At 66.9% G+C, this 15010-nt stretch carries 17 protein-coding genes; 5 read left to right on the forward strand and 12 right to left on the reverse strand.

The features are described 5' to 3' along the window. Positions 1-392, reverse strand: a 392-nt coding sequence (locus tag GGQ61_RS00005; protein ID WP_343056047.1) for a carboxyl transferase domain-containing protein, incomplete at its 3' end; no start/stop codon positions are given. A gap of 145 nt (positions 393-537) precedes the next feature. On the opposite strand from GGQ61_RS00005, the gene GGQ61_RS00010 reads away from it, so the two are divergent. Next, the gene (locus GGQ61_RS00010) at positions 538-1947 is read left to right on the forward strand and encodes a helix-turn-helix domain-containing protein (RefSeq protein WP_183769328.1); all 1410 of its coding nucleotides are present in this window, start codon (positions 538-540) and stop codon (positions 1945-1947) included. On the opposite strand, the gene GGQ61_RS00015 is transcribed toward GGQ61_RS00010, so the two are convergent. The 6 genes from GGQ61_RS00015 to GGQ61_RS00040 all read right to left on the reverse strand — a co-directional run bounded on the left by GGQ61_RS00015 (position 1944) and on the right by GGQ61_RS00040 (position 6926). Next, a complete protein-coding gene (locus GGQ61_RS00015) occupies positions 1944-2417 on the reverse strand; it encodes a DUF411 domain-containing protein (protein WP_183769329.1) in 474 nt (157 codons plus the stop codon). The two genes, GGQ61_RS00010 and GGQ61_RS00015, sit on opposite strands and share 4 nt — an antisense overlap. 85 nt (positions 2418-2502) lie before the next feature. Then, positions 2503-2616, reverse strand: a complete 114-nt coding sequence (locus GGQ61_RS00020) for a DUF2474 family protein (protein ID WP_183769330.1) — start codon at positions 2614-2616, stop codon at positions 2503-2505. Further along, positions 2616-3617: a cytochrome d ubiquinol oxidase subunit II gene (cydB, locus tag GGQ61_RS00025; protein ID WP_183769331.1), complete on the reverse strand. Its 1002-nt coding sequence runs from the start codon at positions 3615-3617 to the stop codon at positions 2616-2618. The genes GGQ61_RS00020 and cydB overlap by 1 nt, the downstream gene beginning before the upstream one ends. Then, on the reverse strand, positions 3614-5041 hold the full coding sequence (locus GGQ61_RS00030; protein ID WP_183769332.1) for a cytochrome ubiquinol oxidase subunit I: 1428 nt from the start codon (positions 5039-5041) through the stop codon (positions 3614-3616). Before GGQ61_RS00030 ends, cydB begins: the two co-directional genes overlap by 4 nt. Further along, positions 5034-5627 (reverse strand): GbsR/MarR family transcriptional regulator, encoded by a 594-nt coding sequence (locus GGQ61_RS00035; RefSeq protein ID WP_183769333.1) that lies wholly within the window; start codon positions 5625-5627, stop codon positions 5034-5036. The genes GGQ61_RS00030 and GGQ61_RS00035 overlap by 8 nt, the downstream gene beginning before the upstream one ends. Positions 5628-5930: 303 nt before the next feature. Further along, positions 5931-6926 (reverse strand): SDR family oxidoreductase, encoded by a 996-nt coding sequence (locus GGQ61_RS00040; protein ID WP_183769334.1) that lies wholly within the window; start codon positions 6924-6926, stop codon positions 5931-5933. A 135-nt stretch (positions 6927-7061) separates the two neighbouring features. Here GGQ61_RS00040 and GGQ61_RS00045 point away from each other — a divergent pair, with 135 nt between their 5' ends. Further along, positions 7062-8141 (forward strand): flavodoxin family protein, encoded by a 1080-nt coding sequence (locus GGQ61_RS00045; RefSeq protein WP_183769335.1) that lies wholly within the window; start codon positions 7062-7064, stop codon positions 8139-8141. Positions 8142-8553: 412 nt separating this feature from the next. On the opposite strand, the gene GGQ61_RS00050 is transcribed toward GGQ61_RS00045, so the two are convergent. Continuing rightward, positions 8554-9060 carry a CinA family protein gene (locus tag GGQ61_RS00050; protein WP_183769336.1) on the reverse strand — a complete coding sequence of 169 codons (507 nt, stop codon included), beginning with the start codon at positions 9058-9060 and terminating at the stop codon, positions 8554-8556. Between the two features lie 146 nt (positions 9061-9206). Here GGQ61_RS00050 and GGQ61_RS22670 point away from each other — a divergent pair, with 146 nt between their 5' ends. Together GGQ61_RS22670 and GGQ61_RS00055 are read left to right on the forward strand one after the other, a co-directional pair. Continuing rightward, positions 9207-9293, forward strand: a complete 87-nt coding sequence (locus tag GGQ61_RS22670; RefSeq protein ID WP_425500964.1) for a DUF6766 family protein — start codon at positions 9207-9209, stop codon at positions 9291-9293. A gap of 428 nt (positions 9294-9721) precedes the next feature. Further along, the gene (locus tag GGQ61_RS00055; protein WP_183769337.1) at positions 9722-9904 is read left to right on the forward strand and encodes a DUF3606 domain-containing protein; all 183 of its coding nucleotides are present in this window, start codon (positions 9722-9724) and stop codon (positions 9902-9904) included. 468 nt (positions 9905-10372) lie between these two features. Here GGQ61_RS00055 and GGQ61_RS00060 read toward each other — a convergent pair whose 3' ends face one another. Beyond that, positions 10373-10534, reverse strand: a complete 162-nt coding sequence (locus GGQ61_RS00060; protein ID WP_183769338.1) for a hypothetical protein — start codon at positions 10532-10534, stop codon at positions 10373-10375. A 128-nt stretch (positions 10535-10662) separates the two neighbouring features. Here GGQ61_RS00060 and GGQ61_RS00065 point away from each other — a divergent pair, with 128 nt between their 5' ends. Beyond that, positions 10663-12756, forward strand: coding sequence for a catalase (locus tag GGQ61_RS00065; RefSeq protein WP_183769339.1), 2094 nt, complete (start codon positions 10663-10665; stop codon positions 12754-12756). Here GGQ61_RS00065 and GGQ61_RS00070 read toward each other — a convergent pair. From GGQ61_RS00070 to GGQ61_RS00080, 3 genes are all read right to left on the reverse strand, one after another. After that, entirely contained in the window at positions 12753-13988 is a 1236-nt protein-coding gene (locus GGQ61_RS00070) for an NAD(P)/FAD-dependent oxidoreductase (protein WP_183769340.1), read from the reverse strand. The genes GGQ61_RS00065 and GGQ61_RS00070 overlap by 4 nt on opposite strands. Positions 13989-14174: 186 nt before the next feature. Next, positions 14175-14717 carry a hemerythrin domain-containing protein gene (locus GGQ61_RS00075; protein WP_183769341.1) on the reverse strand — a complete coding sequence of 181 codons (543 nt, stop codon included), beginning with the start codon at positions 14715-14717 and terminating at the stop codon, positions 14175-14177. A gap of 68 nt (positions 14718-14785) precedes the next feature. Next, positions 14786-15010 carry a hypothetical protein gene (locus GGQ61_RS00080; protein ID WP_183769342.1) on the reverse strand — a complete coding sequence of 75 codons (225 nt, stop codon included), beginning with the start codon at positions 15008-15010 and terminating at the stop codon, positions 14786-14788.

Here is a 15010-nt window from a genome sequence, read left to right on the forward strand (position 1 = left end):
ATCGGGGCCCCGACCTTCAGCGCCTGCTCCTGCACCTTGACGATCTTGCGGGCGTGGGCGTTCGACAGCGAGCCGCCGAACACCGTGAAGTCCTTCGAGAACACGAACACCAGCCGGCCGTTGATCCGGCCCCAGCCGGTCACCACCCCGTCGCCCGGCACGCGGTTGTCGGCCATGCCGAAGTCGGTCGCCCGGTGCTCGACGAACATGTCGAACTCCTCGAACGAGCCTTCGTCCAGCAGCAGGTCCAGCCGCTCGCGCGCCGTCAGCTTGCCCTTGCCGTGCTGGCTCGCGATCCGGCGCTCGCCCCCGCCCAGACGCGCCTCCCCACGGCGCTTCTCAAGCTCTTCAAGGATGTGCTTGGCGCCCGTCGGCGCGAGGTTTCGGACGATGGAATTCACGGGCCTGGCCTCAGGTCTGAGCGCCATCGAAAGCAGGCGCGACCCTGCGATAGGCGCCCTGGCAGGTGACGTCATGTGAATAGAGGCGCTATTGTGAAAAACACGCTTCACAAATTCACATTCTGCGAAGTTGCAAATGTCGCAAAAGCTGTTCGTCGGACCGAAGGTGCGCCGCCTGCGCGAGGCGCGGGGCTGGAAGCTGGAGCCTTGCGCGGCAAGGCTTGGCGTCTCGGTCAGCTATCTCTCGCAGATCGAGGCCAACCAGCGGCCGGTCACCGCGCGGGTGCTGATCTCGATGATGCGAGTGTTCGATGTGGACGCCGCTTCGCTCGACGCCGACGACGACCAGCGGATGATCGCGGACCTGCGCGAGGCGACGGCGGAATCGGCCGCGGAAGCCCCTGCGCCGTCGCTGGCCGAGCTGAAGCTGGTGGTGACCAACGCCCCGAGCTTCGCGCGGCACTATCTGGATCTGCACAGGGCGCACCGGCGAGCCGGCGAGCGGCTGAGCGCCACCGACGAGGCCCTATCTCTGGACGAGACCGTCGCGGCCAGCGCGCAGCTGCCATACGAGGAGGTGCGTGACTATTTCCACTACAAGAACAACTACATCCACGCCTTGGACGTGGCGGCCGAGCAGCTGCACGCCCAGTGCGGGCTGGCCCCCGAAATCCCGCTGGAGAGCGCGCTGGAGGCCTATCTGCGCGACAAGCTGCAAGTGACCGTGCGGCGGGTGGCGGAAGGCGACCTGATGCGGCGCTACGACCCCGGCAAGCGTGAGCTGACGCTGAACATGGCCCAGCCCGCCGAGACTCGAACCTTCCAGATGGCCTGCCATGTGGTCGCCGCCGAACTGGGCGAGATCATCGAGGCGGAGCTGGCGGCGTCCGAACTGCGCAGTCCGGCTGCGGTCGACATCTGCCGCATCAGCCTGACCAACTATGCGGCTGGGGCGCTGGTGCTGCCCTACGAGGCGTTTCGCCAGGCGGCGCAGGAACTGCGACACGATATCGACGGCCTGACCCTGCGGTTCCAGTCCAGCTTCGAGCAGACCTGCCACCGCTTAAGCACCCTGCAGCGGCCGAGCGCGCGGGGGGTGCCTTTCTACTTCGTACGGGTGGACCCGGCCGGGAACATCACCAAGCGCCACAGCGCCACCCGGTTCCAGTTCGCGCGGTTTGGCGGCACCTGTCCGCTGTGGAACGTGCATGAGGCCTTCGGGCGCGACGGCCGCATCCTGACCCAGGTGGCAGAGATGCCGGACGGCGCGCGCTATCTGTGTCTGGCCTGGAGCGTGCTGAAACGTTCGGGCGGCCATGGCACGCCGGACCGACGCTACGCCCTGGGGCTGGGCTGCGAGGTCGAGTACACCGAGGCCATCGTCTATTCCGACGGCGTCGACCTGAAGGGGCCGCCGGCGCGGATCGGGGTCAGCTGCCGGATCTGCGAGCGCGACGACTGCCTGCAGCGGGCGTTTCCGCCGGTGGACCGCAGCTTCCGGGTGTCGCGCACCGAGCGCTCGATCGTGCCTTTCTCGCTCAGCTAGCCGTGGCGGGCGAAGACCCGCGTCTTCCCGGACCGGTCGAGCAACAGCAGGGTGGCGTAGGCTTCGGTCGCGCCGTTCGGGCTTTCCATGCCGGGCGAGCCGATCGGCATGCCAGGGACGGTGAGGCCGATCGCCTTTGGGCGTTCCTTGAGCAGGCGCAGGACGTCGGCCGGCGGCACGTGGCCCTCAACGGCGTAGCCGCCGATCAGGCCAGTGTGGCAGGAGGACAGATTGAACGGGACGCCGTGTTTCTCGCGGATCGGCGTCAGGTCCTCCACCTCGTGCACCGTCGGCTTGAAGCCGGCGCGGGTCATGTGGGTGATCCAGCCCTTGCAGCAGCCGCACCAGGGGGTCTTGTAGACGACCAGATCGAGGGGCGGCGCGGCCTGGGCGCAGCCGGCCATCAGCAGCAGGGCAGGCGCCGCCAACAGCAGGCGCCGCCGATCGGGGGCCGGGTTCGACGAGCTCATCTACTCAACACCGTACTCAAAAGCGTGTCCCGGAAGGCGTAGGAGGTCCGCCTATAGGTGGATACGCACAGGGGCGGCCCGGCCCTCACAACAGCCAGCTGCGGATCAGGTAGCTGACGGCGCCGACGGTCAGAACGCCGGCCAGCCAGAGCCCGACAAACCAGGCCAGCCGCCGCCAGGACGAGGAGGGGGCGGCCATCAATGATAGCCCTCGTGCCCGACCTTGCCGCGGAAAACCCAGTAGGCGTAACCGGTGTAGGCCAGGATGATCGGGATCAGCACCGACGCACCGACCAGCATGAACAACAGGCTGGAGTCGGGGGCTGCAGCCTGCCAGATGGTCACCGCGCCCGGAACGACGTGCGGGAACATGCTGATCCCCAGGCCCACGAAGCTCAGTCCGAACAGGGCGAGGGCCAGCAGGAAGGGCCAGCGCTCGTGGCCCTTGCGCAGGCTGCGGAAGAACAACACCGCGCCGATGAGCACCAGCAACGGCACCTGGGCGGTCAGCAGGACGCTCGGCCAGGCGAACCAGTTCTCGTAGTAGGCGCCTTCAAGAAACGGGGTGGCGGCGCTGACCACGGCGATGAGCAGCACCGTGCCGGCGCCGAGCCAGGCCGACATGCGCCGCATGTGGGACTGCATGGCGCCTTCGGCTTTCATGACCAGCCAGGTGGCGCCGAGCAGGGCGTAGCCGACCACCAGGCTGACGCCGGTGAGCAGGCTGAAGGGTGTCAGCCAGTCCCACCAGCCGCCGGCGTACTGGCGGCCCTCGACGGTGATCCCTTGCAGCAGCGCGCCCAGGGTCACGCCTTGAGAGAACGCGGCGACCACCGAGCCGGCGGTGAAGGCGAAGTCCCAAAACTTGCGGTGGCCTGGGTCGCGCCAGCGGAACTCGAAGGCCACGCCGCGAAAGATCAGCGCCAGCAGCATGGCGATGATCGGGGCGTAGAGAGCGGGCAGCACGATCGCGTAGGCGAGCGGGAAGGCCGCCATCAATCCGCCGCCGCCCAGCACCAGCCAGGTCTCGTTGCCGTCCCAGACCGGGGCGACGGAGTTCATGGCCGAGTCCCGTTCCGGGCCCGGCTTGAAGGTCGGGAACAGGATGCCGATGCCAAGGTCGAAGCCGTCCATGACCACGTAGGCGAAGACCGCGAAGGCGATGACGAAGGCCCAGATGAGGGGGAGGTCGAGGCTCACGAGGCGTCTCCCTGGCTGGCGCGGTGAACGGCGATGCCTGGGGCAGGGGTGATGCCGGCGGTCCGCACCGGATGGTCGGGCGCGGGCTCAAGGCCCGGCTCGCCGGCGTGGGGCGCGTGGCTCATGAGCTTGAGGATGTAGCCAGTGCCGGCTGAGAACACGATGAAGTAGACGACCACAAAGGCCAGCAGCGAGGCGGCGACGGCCGGCGCGTCGAGCGGCGCGGCCGACTGCGAGGTGCGCAGCAGGCCATAGACCGTGAACGGCTGGCGCCCGACCTCGGTCGTCACCCATCCCGCCAGGACGGCGACGAAGCCGGACGGGCCCATGACCAGGGCGAAGCGGTGAAGCCAGGTCCAATCGTAGAGCTTGCGGCGGGCGCGGGCGAGCAGACTGACCGCGCCCAGGGTGAGCATCAGCATGCCCAGGCCGACCATAATCCGGAACGACCAGAAGACGATGGAGACGTGCGGCCAGTTCTCGCGCGGCACGGTGTCGAGACCCGCCAGCGGCGCGTTCGGGTCGTGCTTGAGGATCAGCGACGAGGCCTTCGGGATCGAGATCGCCGAGTGGACGGCGGCGGCCTTTTCGTCCGGGATGCCGAACAGGATCAGCGGCGCGCCGTCGGGATGGCTCTGGAAGTGGCCTTCCATCGCCATGACCTTGGCCGGCTGGTGCTCAAGCGTGTTCAGACCGTGCATGTCGCCGGCGAAGATCTGGATCGGGGCGGCCACGGCGATCATGCCCATAGCCATGTTGAACATCACCCGCGCGCCGGCGTTGCTCTTGTCCTTCAGCAGGTGCCAGGCCCCCACCGCGCCGACCACCAGGGCGGTGGTCAGGTAGGCGCCGAGCACCGTGTGCGCGAGCCGGTATGGGAAGGATGGATTGAAGATGATCGCCAACCAGTCGGCCGGCTCGAACTGGCCGGCGGCGTTCATGACGAAGCCCTGCGGCGTCTGCATCCAGCTGTTGGCCGATAGGATCCAGAAGGCCGAGATGAAGGTGCCGATGGCGACCGCCAGAGTGGCCACGTAGTGCAGCTTGGGGCCGACCCTGTTCATCCCGAACAGCATCACTCCGAGGAAGCCGGCTTCCAGGAAGAAGGCGGTCATCACCTCGTAGGCCATCAGCGGGCCGATCACCGGTCCGGTCTTGTCGGAGAACACCGACCAGTTGGTGCCGAACTGGTAGGACATGGTGATGCCGGAGACGACGCCCATGGCGAAGGCCAGGGCGAAGATCTTCAGCCAGTACTTGAAGAGGTTGAGATAGACTTCCTTGCCGGTCTTCAGCCACAGCCCCTCGAGCACGGCGAGATAGCTGGCAAGGCCGATCGAGAAGGCCGGGAAGATAAAGTGGAAGGAGACGGTGAAGGCGAATTGCGCCCGCGCCAGGGTGAGCGCGCTGATATCGTCAAACATCGGCCAGGCCCTCGGACTTGGGCCGGCGGCGCGACTTGCCGCCGGCGACGACCTTCAGACGGTCCTTGATTTCGAAAACCTTCTGCACCTTCGAGCCCACCTCGAGCAGTTGGATCAGGGTCTGCGTTTCGAGCTTCTGGATGTCCTCCGACCAGCGGGTGACCAGTTCGATGAGCCCGTGCATTTCGGCCATCCGCGCCTGGGCGTGGCGTTCGCCTTCGGTGGCCGGCGTCTCGACGAGCGCCTGACGCAGCATCGACAGGGTTGGATCGATCTCCCGCTTGCGCCGTTCCTCGGCCAGGATGCGCACGATCTCCCAGATGTCCTCCGGCGTCGAGAAATACTCGCGCCGATCGCCGGGCTTGTGCTGCAGCTTCACCAGCCGCCAGGACGAAAGCTCCTTAAGTCCCATGCTGACGTTCGAGCGTGAGAAGCCGAGCTTCTCGGTGATGTCGTCGGCGTTCAGAGGCTCTTCAGCGAGGAACAGCAGTGCGTAGATCTGGCCGACCGTGCGGCTGATGCCCCAGCGGCTGCCCATCTCGCCGAAATGGAGAACGAAGGCCTGAGTGAGCGGAGGGAGATTCATGTTCTCGAACTTTCAGGAATTCCTGAAAATTAGAAAATCAGTGACGCTGGGTCAATGGCCCGCGGGGCGGCTGAACGCCGCGGAGGTGGAAAGTCGCTGGACCAAGGCGGCGCGCGAACTCCGCCGCCTGAACGCATCCGTCAGGGCAGGGCGGTTTGTCGACGCCTATCGCTGGACTGTCCCTCAGCGGCACGCGGCGACGCGCCCAAGGCAAGAGGGCGTGCAGGAGCACGTTGGGAAAGCGATTGCGGGGTCCGCCGCCCGGCCTGCGCGGCGGACCGGCTCTCCAGATTCTAGCCGCGGCTAGTAGCCGCCGATGATGGGCAGAATTTCGCCTGTGATGTAGCTGGAGCAGTGCGGCGAGGCGAGGAACACGTAGGCTGGGGCGATCTCCTCCGGCTGCGCCGGGCGCTTCATCTTGCTCTTGGCGCCGAACTGGCTGACGTCCTGCGCCTGCTTGTCGGCCGGGTTCAGCGGGGTCCAGACCGGACCGGGAGCGACGGCGTTGACTCGGATGCCCTTGGGGATCAGGTGGCCGGCGAGCGCCCGCGTGAAGGCGTGGATGCCGCCCTTGGTCATCGAGTAGTCGAGCAGGTCTTTGCTGCCGTCGATGCCGGTGATCGAGCCGGTCATCAGGATCGCCGAACCAGGCGCCATGTGCGGGACCGCCGCCTTGGCCAAGTAAAAGTAACCGTAGAGATTGGTCTTCAGCGTCCGGTCGAAGTGTTCGTCGCTCAGATCTTCAAGGGCCGGCACGTGCTCCTGGAAGGCTGCGTTGTTGACCAGAACGTCCAGCCGTCCGAACGCCTCGAGCGTCTTGTCGACCGCGGTCTTAGCAAAGGCGGGTTCGGCGACGTCTCCGGCCAGCAGGATAGCGCGCCGACCTTCCTTTTCGACCGCCGCGCGGGTGGCCTCTGCGTCCTGGGTCTCGCTCAGATAGGCAATGGCCACGTCGCAGCCCTCGCGCGCGAACAGCACCGCCACGGCCCGGCCGATGCCGGAGTCCGCGCCGGTGATCAGCGCCACCTTGTCCTTCAACTTGCCCGACCCTTTGTAGAACGGCGCGTCGTACATCGGCGCCGGATCCAGCGCCGCCTCGACGCCGGGCTTCTTCTGGTGCTGCGCGGGGAAGGGGGGCGCGGGGTATTCGCGCGCGCCGGCCTGCATCGCGCCGTCGTCCTCGTCGTTCTGGAACGAGCGCGTCTCCTTCGCGTCGATCTTGCTCTGGATGTCGCGTTCGGCCTGCGCGGCGTGCTTGGCCTTATGCGCGAAAGGCTCTCCCGTGGAGGGTTGGGTCATGTCGTCTGGTCCTCCTCTTTGCGTGAGTGGGGGCAATGAGCGGGCGCAGACGCGGTTCCGCCGCCGGGTAGGCCCGCCCGAGGCGGAACCCTCGTCGCCGCGCCCCCGTTGCCTCGGGACGACAAGGAAGCGCTGATGACCAAGACCCCAGAGCCCCGCAAAGGAATGCCGAGCCCCGAGCTTTCCGAGAGCGAGTTCCGCGACCGCTATCTCCGGGCCTTCGCCGACCCGGCGTTCGAGCGGCTGGCCGTCGAACTCGACAAGATCATGACTGCGGCCTGGGACGCCTATTCGAACGCTCGCAAGGCGCCGCGCACCCGCAAGGCCGGCCCCGGCTACTCCGATCCCGAATACGACCTCTCGACCGACTGGCTGGCCGCCAAGGCCGAGATCGAGGCGGCCCAGGCCAGGCACGACGAGCAGGAAGGGCCATGCCGCATCCTGGTGATCAACTGCTCCTCTCGCAGCGAGCACACATGTCCCGGCGAGATGTCGAAGTCCTACCGGCTGGCGGACCTCTCGCGCGAGGAGATGGAGCGCGAAGGGGTCTCGGTGAATCTGCTCGACCTCTCGCGCCTAGCCTCGGAGTTCGGCCGCGAGATCCACCCCTGCAAGGCCTGCTTCTCGACCGCCGCGGCGCTCTGCCACTGGCCGTGCTCCTGCTATCCGAACTACGCGCTCGGCCAAGTCCACGACTGGATGAACGACATCTATCCGATGTGGGTCGAGGCGCATGGCGTGATGATCATCACGCCCGTCAACTGGTATCAGGTGTCCTCGCCGCTCAAGCTGATGATGGACCGGCTGGTATGCGCGGACGGCGGCAATCCCGATCCGACCCTCACTCACGGCAAGGACGCCAAAACGGCCAAGGAAGAGGAGTTGAAGGGCTGGCCCTATCCGAAGCACCTGGAAGGACGGGTGTTCTCGGTCGTTGTGCACGGCGACGTCGAGGGCGCCGAGAACGTCCGCCGCAGCGTCTCCGACTGGCTGCGCTTCATGGACCTGATCCCGGCTGGGGTGAACGCTGAACTGGACCGCTACATCGGCTACTGGGAGCCCTATGCGACGAGCCACGAGGCGCTGGACGCCGACCGCGCCATGCAGGAGGAGGTGCTCAACGCCGCCCGAACCCTGGTCGAAGCGGCCAAGGCCCGTCACGCCGGCAAGATGCTGGTCGCAGGCCGGCGGCTAAGGCCGGCGCGACAGAAATAGACTGTCGGCCTAGTGGATCGTGTCGACGCGATAACAGGTGAGCACCCTTCGCGCGCCGTGCCAGATCACGACCTTCACCGCGCTCTCGTGCTGCTCCAGCAGGAGCACGGCCTCGACAAGCGCCTCGGAGTCGTTGTCGAAGAATTCGACGGAGAACGTCGGCGAAATCCCGTCGGCGTTAGTGGGGTAAAATGTGTAATTTTCCAGCTATATGACTCCCATTTGGCGGGAGCACGTGGATTGTCACCCAAACTTCCAGTCGCGAAGCGCCATAATAAACCCTCATCGCGATGAGTTAATATTACGCGTCATCTGTCAGGCTGTCCATGAATTCATATTGCCTGCCATAACGATGTCGGCATTTCTCGAGAAGGGGCCTGTAAATATTGTGACGCGCGATGCGCCACTACGTTTAGGCGGCGATCGATTCCAGCAGGCCAAGTCCGGTCCTCAGGCAGGCGAGGCGCACTCGGGCCCGGCTGGCGTCTCCGAAGCGGCGCACCTCCACCACCGGGGCGGCGCCGCGCCGCTGCAGCCCAAAAAAGACCAGCCCCGCTTCCTCCTCCGGCGCCCCCGGCCCGGCGAAGCCGGTGACCGACAGCGCCAGATCGGCGTCCGACTGGGCGAGCGCCCCCTCGACCATCGCCGCCGCCACCGGCTCGGAGACTGCGCCGTGCCGCGCCAGCAGGTCGTCCGGGACGCCTAGCTGGCGGGCCTTGGCTGCGTCGGTGTAGGTGACGAAACCGCGGTCGAAGCCGTGCGCGCAGCCTTCGATGTCAGTCAGCACCGCCGCCAGCAGGCCGCCCGTACAGCTCTCGGCCAGCGCGACGGTCCAGCGTCGTCCGCAGACCCCCGCCATCACCTGCTCGGCAAGCCGATGGACGTCCGTCGGCAGGCCATTTTGGAACGTCTCGATCATATTGCTACGCCGCCCTAGCTGCTCCGTCCCGGCGGGATTTGACGATGAACCTAACCGCCGGCCTTCCCAGCGGTTCCGCTCCGCTCCGCACTGCGCCATGAGCGCCAGCGCCCCTCACGTGGAACCGACCCGCCGGCCTCGCGCTGATCCTCTTGGCCATATGGTTGCGCGTGCGCGGATCGCCTGAGAGCAAGGCCGTCGCTGACCCGCACACGAAGACTGGAAACGACTAGCAGGGCCAGAACGTCCGCCAGAGCGGTCGACGTCACGCCTGCGAATATCAAATGTTGATGCCGGCGACGGGCTGACGCGCCTAGCTTCTCCGGCGTCGGACCGACGACCCCTCCTCAATCCCTGGCGTCGTGCCGTGACCCGCTCCCTAACGGGGGCGGGTCTTTGCGCCGAATCCGATATCGGTCAGCCGGACATCGCCGAGCACCCGACGGCGACACCGCCTATTTCGGAGGCGGCGGTAGCCGCTTGCGGGCCCGATATGCCAACACTGTACTTCCCAAGCGTCGAGCGCGGGCTACGCGCGGGGAACGCAGGCGGGCCGCGGGAGTTTGAGACCGGTCGGGATGTCCCTTCCTGGCGACCCGTGAAAGCGCCCCGCTCCGCAGATTAGCCCCATTCGGAGCGGGGATATTTCAAAGGCAGGCTCATGTCCGAGGACAACGGCGATGAAGCCGCCCACCGCCCGGCGGCCAGCGAAGACAGCGGCGAACTGCAGTACCTGGCGAGCAAGCACAAGATCACGACGCAGCAGGCGCAGGATTTGATCCGCAAGCACGGCGACAATAGAGCGGCGCTGGATGAGGCCGCTGCGCGCCTGCGCAGCACCTGAAGCTCTCCCCCGCGGACCATAAGCCGCTTTGCCAGGCGGCGTTTTGGACCGGAAAGCGGACCCACTCCATCAAATGCGAACGCGCTCGCGCCGCGCCGAAACCATTCTTCGGCCGTGGCGTTCTCGGGGGCCATCTGGAGGCTGGAACGATGCGAGTGGAGTTTACGGTTTGCGAGTCGGCAGGCCGCTGGCGCGTAAAGTGGGGAGCGACGAGTCCTCTGATCTGCGGTGACTTCGACAAGGCCGTGCGGGCCGCCGAAAACTTGGCGCGCGCCGCCGCCGAGCGGGGTGAGAAGGGCGTCGTGACCATCTTGCGTGACGGTGATCGCCGGGACACCAGGATTTTCGCCCCGGAGGGGAGCCGCGGCCCGCCTCGGACCGTCTACGAACCCGAGCAAGACTGGAGAAACGTGCCCCAAGCGCGGCCGGCCTAGGCCTTGGGCGGGGGCGACGCGGTCGCCCCCGTTTCTAGAAGACGCCGGCGCGCTGGCCGATGAAGATGATCGCAAGGACGATCAACACGACCTGGATGATCCAGTTCAGGGGGGAGGGGATCGGCATCTTCTGCAAGGCGAAGAGCGCCAGGGCGAGGAGAACGACGACGACGAGGATCAGGATCAGAATGGACATGACACCCAAACCTGCACCGTGATCGGAGGTTCCATTCCACCGAGTTGGCGCGCGAACTGGCCGCAAAGTGCGACCAAACTCTCCGCCCCGCGTTTCCGGTCCATCACCTCACGCAAGGACCGGTTCCCATGGCGACTGCCAATGAACGCGCCGCGCGCGCGCCGACGACCGCTGTCGGCGCCGGCGGCGAAACACACCAGAGCGCAAGCGCGCCCGACGCCCGACTGACCACCAACCACGGCGTCCCGATCAGCGACAACCAGAACTCCCTGAAGGGCGGGCGGCGAGGCCCGACCCTGCTGGAAGACTTCGTATTGCGCGAAAAGATCCAGCATTTCGACCATGAGCGTATCCCCGAGCGGATCGTCCATGCCCGGGGGTCGGCGGCTCACGGCTTCTTCGAACTGACGGAGTCACTGGGCGACGTCACCCGCGCCAAGGTCCTGACAGAGGTGGGCGAGAAGACCGAGGTGTTCGTACGCTTCTCGACCGTCGCGGGCGGGGCCGGGTCGGTCGATACGCCGCGCGACGTGCGAGGCTTTGCGGTCAAGCTCTACACCAAGGAGGGCAACTGGGACCTCGTCGGCAACAACATCCCGGTGTTCTTCATCCAAGACGCCATGAAGTTCCCCGATCTGGTGCATTCGGTGAAGATGGAGGCCGACCGCGGCTATCCCCAGGCCGCGAGCGCTCACGACACCTTCTGGGACTTCGTCGGCCTGATGCCTGAGACCACCCACATGATCATGTGGGCGATGTCCGACCGCGCCATTCCGCGCTCGTTCCGGATGATGGAGGGGTTCGGCGTCAACACGTTCCGACTGCTCAACGACGCCGATGAGGCGACGTTCGTGAAGTTCCATTGGCGCCCCAAACTTGGGCTGCAGTCCACCTGCTGGGATGAGGCGGTGAAGATCGCTGGCGCGGATCCGGACTATCAGCGGCGCGATCTCCATGAGGCGATCGAGCGTGGCGACTTCCCAGAGTGGGAGTTCGGGGTCCAGCTGCTGTCGCAGCAGGAGGCGGACGCCTTGCCCTTCGACATCCTAGACGCGACCAAGGTCATCCCGGAGGAGTTGGTCCCGATCCGCGTGGTCGGCCGCCTCGTCCTCAACCGCAACCCCGACAACTTCTTCGCCGAGACCGAGCAGGCCGCGTTCCTGCCGACCAACGTGCCGCCCGGCATAGACTTTTCAGAGGACCCCCTGCTGCAAGGACGGCTGTTCTCGTACCAGGACACCCAGCTGTCGCGTCTCGGCACCGTCAACTTCCACCAGATCCCGATCAATCGCGCCAAGGGCTGCCCGTTCCAGAACCTGCAGCGCGACGGCAAGATGCAGACCCAGGTCCCGCAGGGGCGAGCGAACTACGAGCCCAACAGCCTGGCCGAGCACGGCGAGATCGGCGGTCCCCGCGAGGATCCGGAAGGAGGCTTCCGAAGCTTTGCGCTCCCGCTGGAGGAGACCAAGGTGCGCTTGCGCGCCGAGACGTTCGCCGACCACTACAGTCATGCGCGGCTGTTCTACCGCTCGCAGAGCGCCGTCGAACAGGCGCATCTGGCGAGCGCCATCGTCTTCGAGCTCTCGAAGGTGGAGATCGAAGCGATCCGGGTGCGGGTGATGGCCAACCTGCGCAACGTCGACGAAGACCTCGCAGCGCGGGTGGCGGCTGGGTTGAACATGGAGTTGCCGCCCAAGTCCAAGCCTGCGGCCGAACCGACCGACATGGCGCCATCGCCGGGACTGCGGCTGATCGACAAGTACCCGGCCACCCTCAAGGGGCGCGCGGTGGCGATCCTCGTCACCGACGGAGCGGACAGCGGCGTAGTGGACGACGTGCGCACGGCGGTCGAGGCGGCTGGCGGAGCGGTCAAGGTCATCGCCCCCAAGATCGGCGGCGTGACCCTGAGCGACGGCGTCGCCCTCAAGGCGGACGGCCAGTTGGCCGGCTCGCCGTCCGTGCTGTTCGACGCCGTCGCCCTGGCGCTCTCGGAGGAGGGCTGCGCGGAGTTGCTGAAGGAGAGCGCGGCGACCGACTTCGTGCAGAACGCCTTCGTCCATCTAAAGGCGATCGGCTTCACGCCCCAGGCTAAGCCGCTGCTCGACAAAGCCGGGGTCGAGCCGGACGCAGGCATAGTCGAACTCGGCGCGGCGAAGTCCTTCGTAGTGCCGGCCAGCACCCGGCAGTGGGATCGCGAGCCGAAGGTACGGTTGCTGGCCTAGGCGTTCTCATGCTGGCTCTCAAAGCGATAGGGGGAGAAATCAGCCAACATCGGGCTGGGCGCTCCCGCTATCGCGCCCGCGATCAGTTCGGCGGCCAGACGCGCGAAGCTGACGCCGTTGCCGCCGAACCCCGCGGCGAGCCAGATCCGCTCGAAGCCCCGCACCGACCCGATAGCCGGCAAGCCGTCGGGGGAAGACCCGAACGTCGCGCCCCAGGCGCAATCGGGTGAAAGCGGCGGACCGCCCACAAGGCCGGCGCCCCTTCGCGCAAGCGCGACGGCCTTGGCCTCGATCGCATGGTCGCGGGCCTCGGGATCGGCGGAGGGTTCATCCTCGCCGCCGATGACGAGGCGGCCGTCACGCGTCGTGCGCGCATAAAGATAAGGTTGAGCCGCCTCCCAGATCAGCGCGTTCTCCCGCCATCGCGGCAAGCTTCCAGGCGCTGTCGCGATCGCAAAGCTCGAGCTGAGCGTGAAACTGCTTGGGAGCGCGGGTCGGGCGGCCTCATAGCCCGTCGCCAACACCACGTGTCTGGCCCTCAGCGTGGCGTTCTCGGTGACGAGGCGGACCTCGTCGGCCGCCGATTCCAAGGCAAGAACATCGGCGGGGTAGGTCGCCGTCGCGCCGCGACGGCGGGCCGTGGCGAGCAGCCCGAGGGTCAGCGCCATGGGGTCCACCTCGAACGCGCCCTGCGAGAGGATCGCCGGTCGTTCGGGAATGCCGAAGCGTTCAGCCACCGGTTTGGCGGGGAGGTAAGTCGACGGCAGGCCGGCGCGGCGCCGGGCGGCGGCTTCCGCGCGCAGGCCGTCGTCATCGAGCAGGTCGCCGGCGAGGTAGAGCTCAGGGCGCTCGAGCCAACCACAGTCGATGCGAAGGGCCTTCAGATCGGCGCTCAGCGATTCTACCGCCGCCTTGACGCTGCGCCACCGGCGCACGGAGGGCGCCCAGCCGATCTGTTCCGCCAAGTGCGTCAGCGGGGTGTCGGCCCCCCACATCACCAAAGCTGTCGAGGCTGACGTGGCGCCGTGGCTGGGGGCGCGCCGATCGAGGATCGCAACGCTCAAGCCTTGGCGCGTCAGACGTTCCGCCAGCATCGCCCCCATGATCCCGGCGCCCACGATGGCGACGTCATGGACGCCGTCGTCGACCGCGTCGCTCGCGCCGGCGTCGGCGTCGGAGGTGTTCCAGCAGGGGCGCCCGCCGCGCAGGTCCAGTCGAGCCGTCAAACCCATCAAAGCCCGTCCTCGTTCACCACGAGGCCGTGTTGCGCCTCAGGAATCCCTCAACGCGCAGCGCCGCGAACGGTCGCAAGCGTCCGGTCGCACGCATGCGCCCCCGATCGCTGGGATCGGAGGCGCGCCTGTGCAGGCGGCTGAGCGCGGGAGAGGCGTTCGCCCACCTTCGCGGCAGGCGAAGGGTCAGTGAGCGCCAGGCCGACCGAGCTCGGCCATGAGCTCCTCTTTGCGAGCCTTCAGCTGCTCGCCCATTTGCTCAAGGTCCTCGTCGCCCTTCTTGGCCTGGGAGAACAGCCCGCCAGGCTGCTCCTCCTCCTTCACGTGGTGCTTGATGTACTCGCCCAGCACCTTGACCTTGGCGTCGTAAAACTCGTCGGACGGCTTCATCGCCTCGATTTCGGCGATCATCTTCTTGGCCGAGTCGTGCTCGACATAGGCCTCATCGAGCAGATCGTCCTCCACCTCTCCCCGCTCGGCAGGATAGAAGATCTCCTCTTCGATGCGGGTGTGGACCTTGAGCGCCAGGGCGATCTTGTTGAACAGCGCCAGGCGGTCCTTGTCGCTTTCCAACTGCTCGTACTCGTCGAACCACTCCTCCACCTCGCGGTGATCCTGCTTGAGCAGGCTGATCGCCAGGGGATCGCGCCGACCGGTGCGGCGCGTGCGGCGCGGGGCGGCGCGCGAAGCGGTTTTGGACTTTGCCGTGGATTTTGCAGCGGTGGCCATGACCTTCCTTTCGATAGGTTTGGACGGGGCGGGTGGCGGAACGGAAAAGCCGCTCCGCCGGAACTCCCTCAGCGCGGCCCTGCGCCGCGCTCAACGTCGTCGGCGCCGCGATCTTGGCGCTCGACCTGGGCGTCGCGGTCCTGGCGCGCGTCGTCCTGGCGCTCTTCCGGACGCTGTCCGTCCTGACGGAAGCTGCGTTCTTCGCCCTGCGACTGCTGACCGTCCTGGGGCCGCTGGCCGTCCTGTTGCGCGGTGACGTTGGCGGGATTGGTGTCCGGGTTCTGCTGGTTCAT

The organism is Phenylobacterium haematophilum (assembly GCF_014196295.1).
GTDB lineage: Bacteria > Pseudomonadota > Alphaproteobacteria > Caulobacterales > Caulobacteraceae > Phenylobacterium > Phenylobacterium haematophilum.

Coding starts and splice junctions, on each gene's coding strand:
- GGQ61_RS00010 (WP_183769328.1), top strand. CDS start 538: ATGTCGCAAAAGCTGTTCGTCGGACCGAAGGTGCGCCGCCTGCGCGAG.
- GGQ61_RS00015 (WP_183769329.1), bottom strand. CDS start 2,417: ATGAGCTCGTCGAACCCGGCCCCCGATCGGCGGCGCCTGCTGTTGGCG.
- GGQ61_RS00020 (WP_183769330.1), bottom strand. CDS start 2,616: ATGGCCGCCCCCTCCTCGTCCTGGCGGCGGCTGGCCTGGTTTGTCGGG.
- GGQ61_RS00030 (WP_183769332.1), bottom strand. CDS start 5,041: ATGTTTGACGATATCAGCGCGCTCACCCTGGCGCGGGCGCAATTCGCC.
- GGQ61_RS00035 (WP_183769333.1), bottom strand. CDS start 5,627: ATGAATCTCCCTCCGCTCACTCAGGCCTTCGTTCTCCATTTCGGCGAG.
- GGQ61_RS00040 (WP_183769334.1), bottom strand. CDS start 6,926: ATGACCCAACCCTCCACGGGAGAGCCTTTCGCGCATAAGGCCAAGCAC.
- GGQ61_RS00045 (WP_183769335.1), top strand. CDS start 7,062: ATGACCAAGACCCCAGAGCCCCGCAAAGGAATGCCGAGCCCCGAGCTT.
- GGQ61_RS00050 (WP_183769336.1), bottom strand. CDS start 9,060: ATGATCGAGACGTTCCAAAATGGCCTGCCGACGGACGTCCATCGGCTT.
- GGQ61_RS00055 (WP_183769337.1), top strand. CDS start 9,722: ATGTCCGAGGACAACGGCGATGAAGCCGCCCACCGCCCGGCGGCCAGC.
- GGQ61_RS00060 (WP_183769338.1), bottom strand. CDS start 10,534: ATGTCCATTCTGATCCTGATCCTCGTCGTCGTCGTTCTCCTCGCCCTG.
- GGQ61_RS00065 (WP_183769339.1), top strand. CDS start 10,663: ATGGCGACTGCCAATGAACGCGCCGCGCGCGCGCCGACGACCGCTGTC.
- GGQ61_RS00070 (WP_183769340.1), bottom strand. CDS start 13,988: ATGGGTTTGACGGCTCGACTGGACCTGCGCGGCGGGCGCCCCTGCTGG.
- GGQ61_RS00075 (WP_183769341.1), bottom strand. CDS start 14,717: ATGGCCACCGCTGCAAAATCCACGGCAAAGTCCAAAACCGCTTCGCGC.
- GGQ61_RS00080 (WP_183769342.1), bottom strand. CDS start 15,010: ATGAACCAGCAGAACCCGGACACCAATCCCGCCAACGTCACCGCGCAA.